Source organism: Kitasatospora sp. NPDC001540 (assembly GCF_042894345.1).
Lineage (GTDB): Bacteria > Actinomycetota > Actinomycetes > Streptomycetales > Streptomycetaceae > Kitasatospora > Kitasatospora phosalacinea_C.
The window spans coordinates 530,971-546,986 of sequence record NZ_JBIAVO010000001.1; the positions used below are offsets into that span (position 1 = coordinate 530,971).

The 16,016-nt window shown below is 73.8% G+C and carries 18 protein-coding genes; 6 read left to right on the forward strand and 12 right to left on the reverse strand.

Annotated elements, in window-relative coordinates; all coding sequences use genetic code 11:
• Window positions 1-178: 178 nt before the first annotated feature.
• On the reverse strand, window positions 179-262 hold the full coding sequence (locus tag ACFY00_RS02375) for a putative leader peptide (RefSeq protein WP_318264789.1): 84 nt from the start codon (window positions 260-262) through the stop codon (window positions 179-181).
• A gap of 173 nt (window positions 263-435) precedes the next feature.
• On the opposite strand from ACFY00_RS02375, the gene ACFY00_RS02380 reads away from it, so the two are divergent.
• Both ACFY00_RS02380 and rsgA read left to right on the forward strand, forming a co-directional pair.
• Window positions 436-1,659 carry a YihY/virulence factor BrkB family protein gene (locus ACFY00_RS02380; RefSeq protein ID WP_388026361.1) on the forward strand — a complete coding sequence of 408 codons (1,224 nt, stop codon included), beginning with the start codon at window positions 436-438 and terminating at the stop codon, window positions 1,657-1,659.
• A gap of 283 nt (window positions 1,660-1,942) precedes the next feature.
• A complete protein-coding gene (gene rsgA / locus ACFY00_RS02385; protein ID WP_388026584.1) occupies window positions 1,943-3,040 on the forward strand; it encodes a ribosome small subunit-dependent GTPase A in 1,098 nt (365 codons plus the stop codon).
• A gap of 78 nt (window positions 3,041-3,118) precedes the next feature.
• On the opposite strand, the gene ACFY00_RS02390 is transcribed toward rsgA, so the two are convergent.
• From ACFY00_RS02390 to ACFY00_RS02410, 5 genes are all read right to left on the reverse strand, one after another.
• Window positions 3,119-4,393 carry a hypothetical protein gene (locus tag ACFY00_RS02390; protein WP_388026363.1) on the reverse strand — a complete coding sequence of 425 codons (1,275 nt, stop codon included), beginning with the start codon at window positions 4,391-4,393 and terminating at the stop codon, window positions 3,119-3,121.
• Window positions 4,390-4,947, reverse strand: coding sequence for a DUF4365 domain-containing protein (locus ACFY00_RS02395; RefSeq protein ID WP_388026364.1), 558 nt, complete (start codon window positions 4,945-4,947; stop codon window positions 4,390-4,392). Before ACFY00_RS02395 ends, ACFY00_RS02390 begins: the two co-directional genes overlap by 4 nt.
• 213 nt (window positions 4,948-5,160) lie before the next feature.
• Window positions 5,161-5,691 carry a methylated-DNA--[protein]-cysteine S-methyltransferase gene (locus ACFY00_RS02400; RefSeq protein ID WP_388026366.1) on the reverse strand — a complete coding sequence of 177 codons (531 nt, stop codon included), beginning with the start codon at window positions 5,689-5,691 and terminating at the stop codon, window positions 5,161-5,163.
• On the reverse strand, window positions 5,688-7,274 hold the full coding sequence (locus ACFY00_RS02405) for an AlkA N-terminal domain-containing protein (protein ID WP_388026368.1): 1,587 nt from the start codon (window positions 7,272-7,274) through the stop codon (window positions 5,688-5,690). Before ACFY00_RS02405 ends, ACFY00_RS02400 begins: the two co-directional genes overlap by 4 nt.
• A gap of 67 nt (window positions 7,275-7,341) precedes the next feature.
• A complete protein-coding gene (locus ACFY00_RS02410) occupies window positions 7,342-7,860 on the reverse strand; it encodes a MarR family winged helix-turn-helix transcriptional regulator (protein ID WP_388026370.1) in 519 nt (172 codons plus the stop codon).
• 201 nt (window positions 7,861-8,061) lie between these two features.
• Between ACFY00_RS02410 and ACFY00_RS02415 the strand changes: the two genes are divergently transcribed.
• Window positions 8,062-9,486 (forward strand): MFS transporter, encoded by a 1,425-nt coding sequence (locus tag ACFY00_RS02415; RefSeq protein ID WP_388026371.1) that lies wholly within the window; start codon window positions 8,062-8,064, stop codon window positions 9,484-9,486.
• Window positions 9,487-9,580: 94 nt separating this feature from the next.
• On the opposite strand, the gene ACFY00_RS02420 is transcribed toward ACFY00_RS02415, so the two are convergent.
• The 3 genes from ACFY00_RS02420 to ACFY00_RS02430 all read right to left on the reverse strand — a co-directional run bounded on the left by ACFY00_RS02420 (window position 9,581) and on the right by ACFY00_RS02430 (window position 11,728).
• Window positions 9,581-10,303, reverse strand: a complete 723-nt coding sequence (locus ACFY00_RS02420) for a DUF305 domain-containing protein (protein WP_388026373.1) — start codon at window positions 10,301-10,303, stop codon at window positions 9,581-9,583.
• A complete protein-coding gene (locus tag ACFY00_RS02425; RefSeq protein WP_388026374.1) occupies window positions 10,300-11,031 on the reverse strand; it encodes a DUF3105 domain-containing protein in 732 nt (243 codons plus the stop codon). The genes ACFY00_RS02420 and ACFY00_RS02425 overlap by 4 nt, the downstream gene beginning before the upstream one ends.
• Before the next feature lie 112 nt (window positions 11,032-11,143).
• A complete protein-coding gene (locus ACFY00_RS02430; protein ID WP_388026376.1) occupies window positions 11,144-11,728 on the reverse strand; it encodes a hypothetical protein in 585 nt (194 codons plus the stop codon).
• A 251-nt stretch (window positions 11,729-11,979) separates the two neighbouring features.
• Between ACFY00_RS02430 and ACFY00_RS02435 the strand changes: the two genes are divergently transcribed.
• On the forward strand, window positions 11,980-13,440 hold the full coding sequence (locus ACFY00_RS02435; RefSeq protein WP_388026377.1) for a hypothetical protein: 1,461 nt from the start codon (window positions 11,980-11,982) through the stop codon (window positions 13,438-13,440).
• 249 nt (window positions 13,441-13,689) lie between these two features.
• On the opposite strand, the gene ACFY00_RS02440 is transcribed toward ACFY00_RS02435, so the two are convergent.
• The 3 genes from ACFY00_RS02440 to ACFY00_RS02450 form a co-directional block, all read right to left on the reverse strand.
• A complete protein-coding gene (locus tag ACFY00_RS02440) occupies window positions 13,690-14,292 on the reverse strand; it encodes a TetR/AcrR family transcriptional regulator (RefSeq protein ID WP_388026379.1) in 603 nt (200 codons plus the stop codon).
• Window positions 14,293-14,351: 59 nt separating this feature from the next.
• Window positions 14,352-14,513, reverse strand: a complete 162-nt coding sequence (locus tag ACFY00_RS02445; protein ID WP_388026381.1) for a hypothetical protein — start codon at window positions 14,511-14,513, stop codon at window positions 14,352-14,354.
• A gap of 62 nt (window positions 14,514-14,575) precedes the next feature.
• Complete coding sequence (locus tag ACFY00_RS02450; RefSeq protein WP_388026382.1) at window positions 14,576-15,337, reverse strand: GntR family transcriptional regulator; 762 nt, start codon at window positions 15,335-15,337, stop codon at window positions 14,576-14,578.
• Window positions 15,338-15,438: 101 nt separating this feature from the next.
• On the opposite strand from ACFY00_RS02450, the gene ACFY00_RS02455 reads away from it, so the two are divergent.
• Together ACFY00_RS02455 and ACFY00_RS02460 are read left to right on the forward strand one after the other, a co-directional pair.
• A complete protein-coding gene (locus ACFY00_RS02455; RefSeq protein WP_388026383.1) occupies window positions 15,439-15,675 on the forward strand; it encodes a hypothetical protein in 237 nt (78 codons plus the stop codon).
• Complete coding sequence (locus ACFY00_RS02460; protein WP_388026384.1) at window positions 15,672-15,893, forward strand: hypothetical protein; 222 nt, start codon at window positions 15,672-15,674, stop codon at window positions 15,891-15,893. Before ACFY00_RS02455 ends, ACFY00_RS02460 begins: the two co-directional genes overlap by 4 nt.
• The last annotated feature ends 123 nt before the right edge of the window (window positions 15,894-16,016 follow it).

Sequence of the window (16,016 nt, forward strand, 5' to 3'; positions counted from 1 at the left end):
GGTGTCAGTCCTTTGAGCGGCTTGGCAGGTGCGAGGTGCTGGCGGCCCCGGACGCGCTCCGCTCCCACCTGCGGCGTTCTGGACGCAGGCGGCAGGAGGGGGTGACGCTGGCCGGGCAGGGTCTTGCGCACATCCGCGACGGCGGGGATGGCGCCGTGCGGTGCGGCGTACGGAGGGCTCAGGTCACCGGACAGATGGCGCTGGACACGCGAAGGAGGTCGACGTGGAGTCGGCCAACTAGGGTGGTTCCGGCGCTAGACATGGCAAGAGATTCGCACGGCGAGCGACTCGCGGTCCACTGTCGTCCGAATCCTGGACGTTGATGTTCCGCATGGTGGGACGATCGGCGGGGCGGGCCTGTTCCGGGCCCCGCCGCCCGCCCGGCGCCGGACGGCGGGGCGCCGCCCGCGCGGCCCGGGCCGATACCGTAGGGGCGTGCAAGCAGCAGGCAGTACCCCCCACCCCGCCGGAGCACCGGGACCGGCCGGGGACCGCCCCTCCCGCCGCCGCGGCGGACGGCGCCGCGCCGCCAAGCGAACCACCTGGTACGGCACCGCGTGGGCGCTGGTGAAGGACACCACCAACACCTGCGTCGAGTACCGGGTCACCGGGCTCGCCGCCGAGGCGGCCTTCTTCACCCTGCTGTCGATCCCGCCGCTGCTGCTCTGCCTGGCCGGCACCCTCGGCTACCTCGACGACATCCTCGGGGCGGGCACCATCGACAAGCTCAAGAACGACATCGTCTCAGCAGCTGGGACGGTGCTCTCACCGAGCTCGATCGACCAGATCGTCCAGCCCCTGCTGAGCGACGTCTTCGACAGCGCCCGGCCCGACCTGATCTCGATCGGCTTCCTGCTCTCGCTCTGGTCCGGCTCCCGGGCGCTGTACATCTTCATCGACACCATCACCGTCATGTACGGCCTCGACGGCAAGCGCGGCCTGGTCAAGACCCGGCTGATGTCGCTCGGCCTCTACCTCGGCGCCCTGGTCATCGGCTCCCTGGTGCTGCCGCTGCTGGTCGCCGGGCCCGGCCTGCTGATCAACACCTTCCCGAGCTGGACCGGGGCGATCACCGGCTTCTACTGGCCCGCCGCGATCGTCCTGCTGGTCGTCTCGCTCACCACCCTCTACCACGTGGCCGTCCCGGTCTCCACGCCCTGGCGCGAGGACATCCCCGGCGCCCTGGTCGCCCTGCTGGTCCTGGTGGTCTGCAGCGTCGGCCTGCGGCTCTACCTGGTCAGCTCGGTCGAGGGCCACTCCGTCTACGGCTCGCTCGCCGCACCCGTCGCCGTGCTGCTGTGGATCTTCGTGGTGGCGCTGGCCGTGCTGATCGGCGCCGCCATGAACGCCGCGATAGACCGCCGCTGGCCCACCGTCGAGACCGCCGACGCCCGCGCCGAGAACGAGCGCCTCGCCGAGGACGCCGCCGTCGAGCGCGGCCGCGAGGCCGCCGCCCGCCGCGCCGTCGAACGCGCCGAGCGGGCCCGCCAGTTCGGCCTCGCCGAGGGCCACGACGAGGACCTCTTCGACGAGGACGACGACCGCCCCGCCCCCAGCGAGTACCCCGAACGCTGGGCCGGCTTCCTGCCCCCGCGCGACGTCCGCCGCCGGATCAGCAGCCGGATCGGCACCGAACGGCGCCGCCGCTCCGGCCGGTGAGCCGCGCCGCGCCCCGGGAAAACCGGTGGCGCGGGTGACGGGCGGCCACTAGCGTGGCGTCCGCCGATCGAGGGCGCCCCGTGGCGGGGTGCCCGAGGCGCGTCCGGAGAGGAAGGAGGTGAGGGCCGTGAGGCCGGTTCACGCAGGTGTTTTCCCCCGCGTTCGGAAGTCCACCGAGTCCGTCACCCCCTGGCTCCCGGTCCGCCGTCCTCCGGTGTCGCCCACGCGCTGACACCGACCGGCCGGGGCCGCCCGTTCCCTCGAAGGGTCCCCGTTGATCACCATGCACGACCCCACCAGCACGTCCACCCCCGCTCCCGCCCACCCGCTCGCCGGGCTCGGCTGGACGGACGACCGGGCCGCCGCGTTCGCCCCGCTCGCCGAGGCCGGTCTGCTCCCCGGACGGATCGTCCGGATGGACCGCGGCAGCTGCGAAGTGCTGCTCGTCGACCCGGAGAGCGGCGAGCCCGTCACGCGGCGGGCCGCCACCCGCCCGGTGATGACGGCCGACACCGCGCACAACCCGTGCACCGGCGACTGGGTCGCCTACGACCCCGCCGCCCGGCCCGCCCCCGCCCTGGCCGCGGTGCTGCCCCGCACCACCGCGATCATCCGCAAGGGCGCCCACAAGCGCTCCGAGGGCCAGGTGCTGGCCGCCAACGTCGACACCGTACTGATCGCCGTCTCGCTCGCCGCGGAACCCGATCCCGGCCGGGTCGAGCGCCTGCTCGCCCTCGCCTGGGAGTCCGGGGCCGAACCGCTGATCGTCCTGACCAAGTCCGACCTGGTCCACGACGGCGACTTCGTCCGGGCGGACGTCGAGGCGATCGCCCCCGGTGTCACCGTCCTGACGGTCAGCGCCGGGACGGGCGAGGGGATGGACGCCCTGCGCGCCCGCGTCACCGGCTCCTGCGCCCTGATCGGCCAGTCCGGCGCGGGCAAGTCCACCCTGACCAACGCCCTCACCGGGACGGCCGCCATGACGGTCCAGCAGGTCCGCTCCGTCGACGAGAAGGGCCGCCACACCACCACCGCCCGCGAACTCGTCCCGCTGCCCGGCGGCGGCGCCGTCATCGACACCCCCGGCCTGCGCGGCGTCGGCCTCTTCGGCGGCGACGGCATCGACCAGGCCTTCGCCGACATCACCGCCCTCGCCGCCGACTGCCGCTACGCCGACTGCTCGCACCGCACCGAACCCCGCTGCGCCGTCCGGGCCGCCCTCGCCGACGGCACCCTCCCCGAGCGCCGCTGGGAGCGCTACCTCAAGCTCCAGCGCGAGAACGACTTCATCGCCGCCCGCACCGACGCCCGCCTGCGCGCCGAACGCGCCCGCCACCGCAAGCACCTCACCAAGGCCGCCCGCTCCCACCCCAAGCCCTGACACCCTGCAGCGAGCAGCGCCCACGACCCCGGCCGGTCGTGGGCGCTTTTTGTGTCCCAGCGTGTTCAGGAAGCGACGTCATGACAGAGTGCGAAGATATTTCTCTGTCTCTGCGATGTTCAGCACGGAGTTCCTCAGTTCGGCGTTCGGGCCACGGTCGTCGAAGGTTCCGGACACTGAGATAGGAACATCGAGCAAGTGCGCTCGAACGGCCATGTCGTACTCTGGAGAAGATAGCGAGAGTCGCACGTTGAAAGGCGATCGGTCACCATTCGCAAGAATTGTCACCCTTCCGCCGTTCCTGGCTCGCTCCAAAGAAACCACGCGCCCGGAGAGAGTCACTCTCTGCATTTCCTCATCGCGCATCTCTGAAGATTCGAGAAGGGTTGCATCCTCTCTCCGGGAAATTGTGTGCATCACCGGGAGGGTGGCCCTCCTTTCTGCTTCCAATTCTTCGGCTCGGAGGCGTGCTCCGGGAAGGTCATCGAGACGGAAAAAAGCGGAGACCGGTTCGAGGGCGGGTGCGGGCAGGGCCGAACCCCAGGTAAACGAGAAGCCGACCCCTTCGAGATCGTTGAATGATTGGAAACCACTGATGGTGTTGAGGACCAGCTCTGCCAGCTGTCCCCGGAAAGTCTCGTCCGGGGCGTTGGCGGATTCATGCCCGAGCAGCCTCCGAGTCGGATCGCCGGCTGCGTCGACCGCTTGGGCAAACATCGTCATCACCCTACGGGCGAAAGGAACCTGATCTTCGCCCCCGTCGCGATAGCTGGCGGCTTGTCGCTCGGGAGGCCTAGATCGTTCCGGCTCGTCCAGCAGGACGGTGAAGGTGATGACGAAACTCCCGCGCCGTGTGTGTCCGAGTCGGACGCTGCTCCGCATGAATTCGGACACCCGACGCGATGGACGGCCACGCCTACGGCGTACCTGGTTGGTTTCGGTTGCGCAGGCAAAATCCTTCAGCAGCAGATTGATGCTGTGAATTACCTGCTCCCCTTCGGTTGGCGATATCGTATCGTCCTTTGACCTTCCGGAGAGGTGGACGCTCAGGATATCCGTACTGAAAGAGTCGATCCTGTGGGAAAGTTCTTCGGCGCTGCAGCCAAAGGCCTGCGAGATGGTGGACAGCGATTCGCTGAATCGGCGATGAAAATCCACGTAATCGATGGCAAGCGGGACCATCACCCACTCAGGTTCCCTGTCATCGGTACCGTTGGGGCTGCTCCAGATCTCCTTGAACCCCTCGATGCGGTTCTCCAGCGTCCACCCCTGGGAGGCGAGGAAGCGCGTAACGGTTTCTGGAGAAAGACCGTAGGTCATTTTCCGGAAGCTGTCGAAGTCTGTATTTTTCATCGCCAGCCTCCTCCGTCGCCGATCTCCTTCATGAATGCCTGAATGAATTGCGGGTCAAAGTGGTTGTCCCGGCCCAGCGTCACTGCCACAGACCTCTGTCCGGCTGCCGGCTCGGTCTTCCAGGTCAGGGGGTCGGACCACAGCATGATCCCCGGCGAGCGTAGCTCGGACTCCTCCCTGACCGCCCACTCGGCAGGGCTGCTCCCCGCAGGGAGGATCAGGGCGACGAGCAGTGCCCGGTTGTACCGCTTCGGGTCGCGGAGTTTCTGGTACGTCTCGACGTCCAGCGAGAATGAGAAGTCGCCGTTCCCGAGCAGGCGGGCCACGTTCTCGCTGTTGGTGGCTTTGAGCTGGAGGTCGAACGCTGGTCTGTTGTACCGCTGGTACTCCGTGTGGGAGAGCACGGCGACGTCCCAGCCGTCGTAATCGGTGCGCGGGTCGCTCAGTGAGCAGCCAGCTGCGGCCGCCATGAGTTCCAGCCGCGCCAGACTCATGCGCTCCTTGGCGGCAGAGAGCGGGAGCCCGCAGTAGGGGGGCTCCTCGCTGTCATGCACCGCGCTTGTACCTGCCGATTCACGATCGATTCGAATGCTCCGCCGCCTCGGTGGACGGCGCTCGGACCGGCCGAGCTACCAACGCACGATCAGTTTAGCGGGTTGTCGGACATCAACTGGCGTTCCCCGGAAGAGATGTGCTTGGGCACGATGCCGCAAGTCCCGGCTCCGCAGGAGGCGAGACGCCGGGCTGGTACGGCTTGGCGGTCCGGCTCAGAAGAGCCGGTCGCCGCTCTCGTGCGCCAGCAGCCAGCGCTTGGCGTCGATGCCCGCGGCGAAGCCGGTGAGGCTGCCGTTGGCGCCCATCACCCGGTGGCAGGGGCGGACGATCAGCAGCGGGTTGGCGCCGACCGCGCCGCCGACGGCACGCACCGCGCGCGGGGAGTGGCCCGCGGCGTCGGCGAGTTGGCCGTAGGTGAGGGTGGTGCCGTACGGGATGTCGTCGAGGGCGGCCCAGACCTGCTGCCGGAAGGGCGTGCCGACGGGGGCCAGCGGCAGGTCGAAGGTGGTGCGTTCGCCCGCGAAGTAGGCGGTGAGCTGGGCGACGGCCGGGACGAGGGCCTCGGCGTCGGGCTCCCAGTGGGCGGCGGGGGCGGCGAGCGCGCCCTTCTGGCCCGGGGCGGTGACGGCGCTCAGCGCGAAGCTGCCGTCGGCGGCGCGGACGCCGCTGAGCAGCAGGGGGCCGAGCGGGCTGTCCATGGTGGTGAACACGGTGGTGGGCGCGGTGGCGGGTGCGGTGGTCATGACTGGTCCTCGCGGGTCTTGCGGGTACGGGGGACGGTGCGGTGGTGGTCGGCGGCGGCCGTCCACAGGTGGTGCAGGGCGTAGGAGCGCCAGGGCGCCCAGTGGGCGGAGCGGTCGGCGGCGGCGCGCGGGTCGCCGTCCGCGCCCAGGGCGCGCAGGCCGTCGCGGACGCCGATGTCGGTGGGGAGGAACACGTCCGGGTCGGCCAGGGCGCGCATCCGCAGGTAGCCGACCGTCCACGGGCCGATGCCGGGCAGGGCGAGCAGTTCGGCGGCGGCCTGCTCGCGGTCCACCCCGCGGTCGAGCCGGACGGTGCCGTCGGCGAGCGCCGCGCACAGCCCGAGCAGGGCCCGGCGCCGGGCCTGCGGCATCGCCAGGTGCTCCGGGTCGGCGGCGGCCAGCGCGGACGCGGTCGGGAACAGCAGGCGCAGTCCGCCGTCGGCGGCGGGCAGCGCGGTGCCGTACCGCTCGGCGAGCCGTCCGGCCAGGGTGCGGGCGGCGGCCACCGTGACCTGCTGGCCGAGCACGGCCCGGACGGCCAGCTCGTGCGGGTCGACGTGCCCGGGCGAGCGCAGCCCGGGCCGGGCGGCGGCGAGCGGGGCCAGCAGCGGGTCGGCGGCGAGCCGGGCGTCCACCGCGTCCGGGTCGGCGTCCAGGTCGAACAGGGCGCGCAGCCGGTGCACGGCCGTGGTCAGGTCGCGCAGGTCGGTGAGGGTCAGCCGGCAGTCCAGCCACCCCCGGTCCGGCCGGTCGCCGGGCCCGAGCCCGTCGACCTCCGCCAGGCCGTGCCCGTACGGGAGGGCCAGCGTGCGCCGGTAGGTGCGGGTGCCGGGGAGCGGGCCCGGGACGACCTCCTCGACGCCCGGGACGGCCCGCAGGTCGAGGAAGTCGAGCAGGTGGCCGGTGTCGATCGCGCCCCGGTAGGCCAGCCGCAGGCTGAGCGTGCCGCCCGCAGCCGGGGTGCGGCGGTGGCCGCCGCGCTCGGTGCGCAGCGCGGACGGGGTGCGGTCGTACACCTCGCGGATGGTGTCGTTGAACTGCCGGACGGAGGCGAAGCCCGCCGCGAACGCCACGTCGGTGACCGGCAGTTCGGTGGTCTGCAGGAGCAGTCGCGCGGTCTGCGCGCGCTGCGCCCGGGCCAGCGCGAGCGGGCCCGCGCCGAGTTCGGCGGTCAGTTGGCGCTGGAGCTGCCGGGCGCTGTAGCCGAGCCGGGTGGCCAGCCCGGCGACGCCCTCCCGGTCGACCACGCCGTCCCCGATCAGCCGCATCGCGCGGCCGACCAGGTCGGCCCGGTGGTTCCACTCCGGCGAGCCGGGCACCGAGTCCGGTCGGCAGCGCCGGCAGGCCCGGTAGCCCGCGCCCTGGGCGGCGGCCGCGGTCGGGTAGAAGGTGCAGTTGGTGCGCTTGGGGGTGGTGGCCGGGCAGCTCGGACGGCAGTAGATGCCGGTGGTCCGCACCGCCGTGAAGAACACCCCGTCGAAGCGGGCGTCCCGGCTGTCCACGGCCCGGTACCTGGTCTCGTCGTCGATCACGCCTTCCAGTCTGCGTGATCCCCGGGGCACCGACTGGCGGGAATCGGACATCGCCGTGGGGTGGTCCGGGCGCCCCGGTCCAGGGCTTCGGCCCGGACTGCCGGCCTGGCGGGCCGGTTCAGCGTGTCGGGTCGGTGCCCGCGAGGGAGCGGGCGAGGTGGTCGAGGCCGGGGAGGGCGCGCATGACGGCCTCGCGGTCGGTGGGGGTGAGGCTCTCCAGGGCGGCGGCGAGGCGGCGCTCGTGGGCGCTCTGCCAGTCGCGCAGTTGCTGGTGGCCGGCCTCGGTGAGGGCGATCCGGGCGGTGCGGCGGTCGCCGGGGTCGGGCTGGCGGTCGACCAGGCCCGCGTCCAGGAGCTTGGAGATCAGGCCGCTGACGGTGTTGGGGGCGAGGCGCTGGCGGGCGGCCAGTTCGCCGACCCGCAGCGGGGAGGCGGCGAGCGTCTGGAGCAGTTCGACCTGGGCCATCGGCAGCGCCTCCCAGGGGAACTCGGAGCGGATCGAGCTGCGCAGCGCCCGGCGGAGCCGGGTGATCACGTCGGTGAGCTGCTGCGCCCCGGCGAGCGTGTCGGCGTCCCCGCCCGCGGACGCCGACGCGGGTGCGGGCGGGTGCGGGGCGGGCTGGGGCTGCGAGGACATGGCGGACAGCGTAGCGCCCGGCAACCGGGGGGCTACCGGGAGTCCATCCGTCGAGCGGCCGGAACGGTGCGTCGCCCGGCGGGGCGGGCCGGGGCGGGGCCGAGCCGGGGACAGGGGCGGGCCGGGGCGGGGCGGGCCGGATGGTTCGGTGGCGGAAACGCTCCTTGAGCGAATATGTCGGAAGCAGATATGTTTCTGTCCATGGCTGAACCCGCGGTGGCCTCCCGGCTGCTCGACACCCTGCAACTCGCCGAACGCCCCCGCCCGCGCGCCGTCGCCCGCTGGCCGCACGCGCACTGGCTGGCGGTCGGCACCGTCTGCCTGGGCGCGTTCCTCGGCCAGCTCACCGCGAGCGTCACCTCGCTGGTCTTCCCGGCGCTGGAGGACCACTTCGCCGCCCCCTTCGCCGCCGTCGAATGGGTCTCGCTGGCCTACCTGCTGGTGCTGGTCGCGCTGCTGGCCCCGGTCGGGCGGCTGTCCGACCTGGTCGGCCGCAAGACCGTGTACCTGGGCGGGTTCGCGGTGTTCGCGGCCGCCTCGCTCGGCGCCGGGCTCGCCGGGAACCTGGGCCTGCTGATCGCCTGCCGGGCCGTGCAGGCGGTCGGCGGCGCGATGATGCAGGCCAACAGCGTCGCCCTGGTCGCCCGCGGCGTGCCCGAGCGGGCGATGCGCACCGCGCTCGGCGTGCAGGCCGCCGCCCAGGCGCTCGGCCTGGCCCTGGGTCCGACCCTCGGCGGACTGCTGGTCGCCCACGCGTCCTGGCGCTGGGCGTTCTGGGTCAACGTGCCGATCGGCGTGCTCGGCATGCTGGCGGGCTGGTTCCTGCTGCCGCGCACCTTCCCCGACGGACGCTGCCCGGTCCGCACCGCCCGCGACGGACGCTTCGACCTGGCCGGGCTCCTGCTGCTGGCCGCGGCCTCCACCGCGCTGCTGCTCGCCCTCTCCGCCGCCTCCGGACTGCCGCTGCCCGGCTGGGCGGTCGCCGTCCTGCTCGCCGCCTCCGCCGCCGCGACCCTCGCCCTCGTCCGGCAGGAACGCCGCGCCGACCGCCCGATCGTCCCGCCCGGCCTGGTCAACACCCCCGGCATCCGGGCCGGACTGCTGGTCGCCCTGATCGGCTACCTGCTGCTGTTCTGCCCGCTCGTGCTGGAACCCGTCGTCCTGGCCGCCCGCGGCGCCAGCACCGCCGCCGCGGGCGCCGCGATCACCGCCCTGCCCGCCGCGTTCGCCCTCGCCGCCACCGCGGGCGGCGCCCTGCTGCCCCGCCGCTGGAGCGACGCCGCCCGCTGCCGCTGCGGCGCGCTCACCGCCGGCGCCGGACTGCTCCTGCTCGCCGCCCTGCCCGCCCCCGGCCCGTGGACGACGGCGCTGCCGCTGCTGCTCACCGGCTACGGCCTCGGGCTGCTGCTGCCCGCCAACAACGCCCTGGTCATGCGGGCGATCCCCGCGCAGAGTTCGGCCGTCGGCGGTGGGCTGGTCAACATGGTCCGCAGCCTCGGCACCGCCCTCGGCACCGCCCTGCCGGTCCTGGCCGTCCACCAGGCCGGGACGGCGGCGGGCGGCCGCGCCGTCCCGCTGCTGCTGGCGGCGGTCGCGGCGCTGGCGGTGCGGCTCTGCAAGGGCTGAGGGCGGGGGCGGGGCGGGAGGAGCGGGAACGCCCGAGGGCGCCGTCCGGTGGGTCGGACGGCGCCCTCGGGCGTCACGGCGTGCCGACGGTGCGTCAGGGAGCGGGCTGGGCGCCGCGCTCGTGCAGCATGTCGGTCATCAGCTGGATCTCGGCGTGCTGCGCGTCGACCATGCCCTGGGCCAGCCGCTTCTCCGGGGCGTTGGTCCCCGCGTCCACGTACGCCTGGGCCATCTCCGCGCCCGCCTGGTGGTGCTTGATCATCAGCTGCAGGTAGTACACTTCGGCGTCCCGGCCGCTGAGCGAACGGAGCCTGTCCAGCTCGGTGTTGGTCGCCATGCCGGGCATCAGCGAGCCGTCGTGGGCCTCGTAGGTGTGGTTCATCCACGCCATCGGCTTGGCGGTGCTGTTCTGCGACAGGCCCCACTGGTCGAGGAAGCCCATCAGCATGCCGCGCTGGTTCGCCTGGGTGTTGATCACGTCGAACGCGAGGCCGCGCACCGCCTCGTCCTGGGTGCGGTCCCGGACGATGAACGACATGTCGATGGCCTGCTGGTGGTGCGTCGCCATGTCGCGGGCGAACCCGGCGTCCGCCGAACCGGTGGCCGGTGCGGCCGAGGCGGTCGCCGTGCCCGCCGAACTCCCGGACGCGGGCGTGCTGCCGGAGACCAGCGCCGGGACGCCGAGCCCGAGCGCGACCACGGCCGCGAGCGCGGCGGGCCACCAGAACGCCCGCCGACCGCGCCGGGCGACCGGCTGCTCCGCCCCGTGCTCCTCGTGCTCCTGCTCCGACCCCTCGTCGGCGGGGGCGGCGGTCACATCTGCCCCGAGCTGCAGCTGGCGCCCTGCTCCAGGGTCTGCGGGCCCTGCACGTACTTGGCGAAGAAGGTCTCGATCCGCGGGTCGGTGGCGGAGTCCACGACCAGCTGGGTGCTCCACGCGGTCAGCGTGATGGTGCCCTGCTCGTCCGGGTACGGGCTCATCATGCTGTACGGGGTGGCCTTGACCTTGTCGCTGAGGGTCTTGATGTCCTCGGGGGTGGCCTTGCCGTTGTAGGTGACCCAGACGGCGCCGTGCTCCAGCGAGTGGACCGCGTTCTCGTTCTTGACCGGCTTGTCGTAGACGTTGCCCATGCAGGTCTGCCAGACCGGGTTGTGGTCACCGCCGACCGGCGGGGTCTGCGGGTACTTCACCTCGGTCTGGACGTGGTTCTGGGTGAGCTTGCCGAAGGTCTGCAGGCCCGGGATCTCGGCCTTCGCGGCGTCGTCCTTGGCCTTCTGCGCGGCCTCGGCGGCAGCGGCGGCGGCGGCCTTCTTCTTGTCGTTCTTGTCCTTGGCGTCCATCGCCAGCCAGGTGCCGCCACCGATCATGGCGAGCACCAGGACGGACGAGATGCCGATGGTGAGGATCTTGTTGCGGCGCTCGCGGCGCTGCTCGACGGCGCGCAGCTCGGCGATCCGGGCCCGGCGGTCGGCCTGCTGGGCGGCCTTGCTGCCCGGCTTGGGCTGCTTGCCGGTGGGGTTGGACTGCTTCGAGGCGGAACCCATGGATGTCTTCCTTGTCCCCGCCGTGGCGAGCACGGCGGTCTGCGGTGGGGTGGGGGCAGCGGAGCCGCCGACCTCCCCGCTCGGCGGGGCGCGGTTCGGCGGTGGGTTCCGCTCAGGACCGGTGAACCTGCAGGACGTGCAGGTCGGGGGCGCGGTGCGACCCCGTCGGGGCGCCGGGCGCCGGGGCGGCGGACACCACCGGCGGGGCGACCAACTGCGGTCGGACGGCCGTGCCGGGCTGCGGGGGCGCGTTCGGCAGGTGCGACTCCGGGCCGCAGAAGGGGTGGCTGGAGCAGCCGTGACCGGGCACCGGGCCCGGGCCCTCCGCGGTGCACAGGATGAGCTCCGGACCGGGGGCGTCCACGGCTGCCGACGGGTGGTGCGACACTGCCGCGTGGCCGGGCGCGGCCTCGGTCGCCGAGCGTGACGTCGACGCGCCGGGGGAGGTCGACGGCTTCGTGGCGGACGTCGGGCCCGCGACGGGCGCGGACGCGGGTACGGAGGGTGCTGCGGACGCGGGTGCGGACGTGCCGGGCGACTCCTGGCCGGGCGCCGGGGCGCTCAGCGTCCGGGCGCTCGCCGCGCACGGCAGCAGTGCGAGCAGTGCGGCCAGCAGCAGCGACCACAGCACCGCCGCCGGACGGAGCACCGCGAATGCGGTCCCCTCGGGGCGGGTACGAGATCCTGGCGCGGCCATGCGCACATATTAATCAGCCGATCGGGTGAAGCGGTGCCCCCCTTGGGCTCTCATTTTCCGGCGGAAAGCCCGCCACTCCCGTCCCCGAAGCCCCTGTTGGAGCCCGCCCGGACCCGTCCCACCCCCGCCGGACCACCCGTGGCCGGAACCCTCCCCGGGTGTCCGTGCGATGTTCCGAATCCCGGACACCGTCGTTGTCCTTCGGAAGAATGGCGTGACGTCCGGCCCCCTCACGGATCAGGAGCGGTCAGTTGAACGAGCAGGGCGCACCCAGGCAGCCCCGTCCCGACGACACCTGGTGGCACACCGTCTACGCGGGCCCCGCCGACACCCTCCCCGACACCCCCGCCGCGAGCGCCGACACCGGAACCGTCGACGACTGGTTCACCACCGCCGCCGGGCTCATCGCCCCGCAACGCCGCCCCCCGGAGGACGCCCCGGAGCAGGCGGCGGCGGAAGCGGAGGAGCCGCCGCCCGCGCCGTCGCCGCGCAGCTGGGCCGAGGCGGCCTGGCCCGAGCTCCAGCCGGACCTTTCGAAAGAAGCACCGGAGCCCGCGCCTGCGCCTGCACCCACGCCAACACCGACACCGACGCTGGCGGACCTGCCGTTGGTCGAGCCGGAGCCGGAGCCGGAGCCGGAGCCGGAGCCGGAGCCGGAGCCGGAGCCGGAACCGGAACCCGAGGAGGAGAGGGCGCCGGAACCCGTACCGGAACCCGAGCCCGTGCCGCAGCCGGTGGCCGTCGCGGACCGCCCGCAGCCGGAGCGGGCCGCGCCCTGGCTGGGGCGTCCGCAGGCGCCCGCCGTGCCGCACGTGGGGGAGCGGCCCCCGACGTACGCGCCCGAGCCGACCGCCCTGGCCGCCGCCGACCCGGCCGGGCTGGCCGCGATCGTGCCCGACACCGCCATCGACGGCGCCCAGTTCGCGGGCACCACGCTGCGGGCGGTGTCGATCCGCGGCGACTCGGCCCGCTACCGGGGCGAGCCGCGCACGGACGCGCTGCTCACCGTCCGGTTCGGCGAGCGGGAGGAGGCGCTGGTGCTGACGGTGCTGGCCGCGCCCGCCCGCCGGGCCAACGCCCAGTGGGGGTCGGCCGCGGCCGCGGAGGCGGCCCGGCAGCTCGCCGCCGCGATCGGCCGCAGCCGGGCCGAACTCGCCGCGGACCTGCGCGCCGGAGCCCGCGACCGTCTCCGCTACGGCCTCCAGCGGATCGCCCTCCAGGCCGCGGTGCACCTGCGCAGCGCCGCGGAGGAGGCCGCGGCCGACGGGGACGCGCCGCCCGACCTGCCGCTCGAGGAGACCGCGTCCCTGCACTGCCTGCTGATGTCCGCGGACCCGACCGCGACCCACCGCGCCGCGTTCGGCACCGGCCCGGGCGGGCTCTACCTGCTGCGCTCCGGCCACTGGATCGACGCGTACGCCGCGCGGCTGCTCCACCACCCCGACGGGCAGCCCCCGCTCCCGCCGGCCGCGATGCCGCCGCCGCGGCCGTTCCGCTTCCGCCTCGTCCCGGCGACCTCCGGCGACATCCTGCTGCTCTGCACGCCGGGCCTGGCCACCCCGATCGCCGAGGAACCGGCCGTCGCGCACTTCCTCTCCAGCCACTGGGCCCACCCGCACCCGCCCGGCACGGTCGACTTCCTCCGCCAGATCCAGGTCCGCGCCAAGGGGTACGCGGACGACAGGAGCGCGGCGGCGGTCTGGACGGAGTAGGGGGTTCTGTTCCTACGGCCCGAAGCAGCACGGACCTCCGATGGGCTCCGGCCGCCAGCAGCTCGGACTCGCCGTTCCCCGAGCCCCTGACGGGGCTCGTCAGCAGCTCGGACTTGCCCGTTTCCCGAGCCTCTGACGGGGGTTGTCAGTAGCTCGGACTTGCCCGTTCCCCGAGCCCCTGGCGGGGCTCTCGTGACGGGCCCTCGTCGGCGGGCTCTTCGTCGGCGGGCTCTTCGTCGGCGGGGCCCTTCAGAGGCCGAGCAGGGCGTGGGCGGCGGAGGTGGCCTGGGTGAGGGCGGCTTCGCGGGTGGTGTGGGGGAGGCCGATGGCGAGGGGGATGGCGAGGCCGTCGAGGAGGGCGCGGAGCTGGGTCGCGCGGTCGGGGACGGGGGTGGTGGCGGGGAGGAGGCCGGTGGTGCGCCCCTCGTCGAGGAGGGCGGTGAGGTCGTCCTGCCAGGGGGCTTCGATGTCCAGCTGGCCCTCGCGGAGTTCGGCGGTCCCGGGGGAGCGGCTCCAGACCTCGATCCAGAGCGCCCAGCGGGGGTCGCCGGGGCCTTCGGGGAGGTAGAGCTCCAGGTAGCGGGCGAGCCGTTCGAGGACGGGGACGTCGTGGCGGGCGAGTTCGCGGCTGCGCTGCTCGCCGAGCGCGGCCTCGCTCCAGCGGAGGGTCTCCAGCAGGAGCTGGTCCTTGCTGCCGAAGTAGTAGAGGAGGTGGCCCGCGCTCATGCCCAGCTGTTCGCCGAGCCCGGCCATGGTGAGCCGGGCGAGGCCGTGTTCGGCGATCGCGGTGCGGGCGGCGGCGTAGACCTCTTCGCGGGGGCGCGCCGGCCGGCGGGTGCGGGGCTGCGCCATCCGTACTCCTCGGTGCGTTGCTGTTCGGGTCCAGTCTCCCGTACGGGGTGGGACGGGGGTCACCAGCCGCCGTGTTCGCGGCTCTCGGCGGTCTCCCGGCGGCCGTCGGCCAGCCCGGCGCGGTAGGCGCGGCGGAGCAGGGCGGCGGCCTGCGCGGGGTCGAGGCCGGGGGCGAGGCGGAGGAGTTCGGCGGTGAGGTCGTCGAGGGTGTCGGTTTCCATGGCTCCATCACACCGCCGCCCGGCGGGGCGCGCCCACCGGCGGGCGGCGGGCGGCGGGACGGTCAGGCCCCGGGGGCGGGCCGGTGGCCGTACTCGCTGGACCAGCGTTCGCCGGGCAGGACGAGGTCGGCGGTCTCGACGGGGCGGCCGGTGGCCCGGTCGTAGTGGGTGCGGCAGATGGCGAGGGCGGGGGTGCCGGGGAGCTGGGCGAGGGCCTGGGCCTCGGCGCGGGTGAGGTGGCGGGCGGTGACCTGTTCGACGGGTTCGCCGACCTCGATGCCGATGACGGCCATCCGGGCGGCGACGCCGAGTCCGGCGTACGGGCCCGCCTCGGGCAGCACGATCAGGTCCTGGCCGGTGACGGACATCGGCTCCCAGGACTCGGCGAGGTAGCCGGGTTCGCCGTCGACCAGGTAGACGTACGAGGTGTGCATGACCGGGGTGCCGGTCTCGACCTCCAGGCGCCGGGCGATCTCCGCGGTCGCGGCCTCGGTGGTGGAGTGGCTGCGCAGGCCCGGGGTGACGCCCTGTTCGGCGAGGCCCGCGGTGTCCGGGCCGGGCCCGCCGTCCGCGGGGCGGCGGACCAGGGCGCGGCGCGGTTCCTGGCCCCGGACGAAGTAGCCGCGGCCCTGCTTGGCGGTGACCACGCCCTCCTGCTCCAGCAGCCGGTACGCGGACTGGCCGACGCCGTGGGAGAAGCCGTACTGGCTCTGGATGTCGGCCAGGGACGGGAGTTGACTGCCCGGCGGGTACTCGCCCGCGGCGATCCGTTCCCGGATCTGCTCGGCCACCTGCAGGTAGGCGGAGGGCCCGCTGGTGGTCATGGAACATCCTCCGAAGTGTGCGGTCCGGCCGATTGGTGACACAGTATCCCGCGGGGCACTACTCTACGTGTAGAGCTTTGCCCTATGTGTACTCTGGGGGAGTGGTGCAGATCAGCACGCGTGCGTCCGACCTGCGGACGGCGATCGAACGGGCCTCGGGCGCGCAGGCCGACGTGCGGTTCGCCGTCGGCAGTACCAGGATCAGCATCCCCTCCCCGCCGGACGACGCCCCGACCTGGAGCGAACTGCTCAAGGCGCTGCGCACCGCCGACCGCTGGGGCTCCGTCACCGCTGACGGACAGACCGTCATCTGGGCCCAGATCGAGGAGGAGTCGTGACCGCCGACCAGTCGCAGGCCGGATCGCAACCGGGCAGTCTCGAACACCGCTACCGCCCGTGCCGGGAGTGCTCGCGCTGCACCGCGGGCACCGGCCGCGCCCCGGCGCTGGAACAGGACTGCTGGGACGCCTTCCTGACCGGCACCGTCGCCGCCCTGGCCGAGCGCCGCCACCGCGAGCGCCGCCGCGAGGAGCCGGGCGGGGCGTCCGACCGATAACGGCCGCGGGGGGGGGGGGCGCCCCCCCCGCCGGTCGGGGGAACGCGCCCCCCCCCGCCCCCGCCGGCGGGGGGGGGGGGGGGGCGGGGGTGGGCGGTGTGAAGAGCCCGGGGGGGGGATGAA

Bases quoted from the DNA above. Each gene is read 5' to 3' on its own strand.
- ACFY00_RS02405 (WP_388026368.1), bottom strand. From the start codon at position 7,274: ATGTCCGATTCCCGCCAGTCGGTGCCCCGGGGATCACGCAGACTGGAA.
- ACFY00_RS02410 (WP_388026370.1), bottom strand. From the start codon at position 7,860: ATGTCCTCGCAGCCCCAGCCCGCCCCGCACCCGCCCGCACCCGCGTCG.
- ACFY00_RS02375 (WP_318264789.1), bottom strand. From the start codon at position 262: ATGTCTAGCGCCGGAACCACCCTAGTTGGCCGACTCCACGTCGACCTC.
- ACFY00_RS02415 (WP_388026371.1), top strand. From the start codon at position 8,062: ATGGCTGAACCCGCGGTGGCCTCCCGGCTGCTCGACACCCTGCAACTC.
- ACFY00_RS02390 (WP_388026363.1), bottom strand. From the start codon at position 4,393: ATGAAAAATACAGACTTCGACAGCTTCCGGAAAATGACCTACGGTCTT.
- rsgA (WP_388026584.1), top strand. From the start codon at position 1,943: ATGCACGACCCCACCAGCACGTCCACCCCCGCTCCCGCCCACCCGCTC.
- ACFY00_RS02450 (WP_388026382.1), bottom strand. From the start codon at position 15,337: ATGACCACCAGCGGGCCCTCCGCCTACCTGCAGGTGGCCGAGCAGATC.
- ACFY00_RS02445 (WP_388026381.1), bottom strand. From the start codon at position 14,513: ATGGAAACCGACACCCTCGACGACCTCACCGCCGAACTCCTCCGCCTC.
- ACFY00_RS02430 (WP_388026376.1), bottom strand. From the start codon at position 11,728: ATGGCCGCGCCAGGATCTCGTACCCGCCCCGAGGGGACCGCATTCGCG.
- ACFY00_RS02400 (WP_388026366.1), bottom strand. From the start codon at position 5,691: ATGACCACCGCACCCGCCACCGCGCCCACCACCGTGTTCACCACCATG.
- ACFY00_RS02440 (WP_388026379.1), bottom strand. From the start codon at position 14,292: ATGGCGCAGCCCCGCACCCGCCGGCCGGCGCGCCCCCGCGAAGAGGTC.
- ACFY00_RS02425 (WP_388026374.1), bottom strand. From the start codon at position 11,031: ATGGGTTCCGCCTCGAAGCAGTCCAACCCCACCGGCAAGCAGCCCAAG.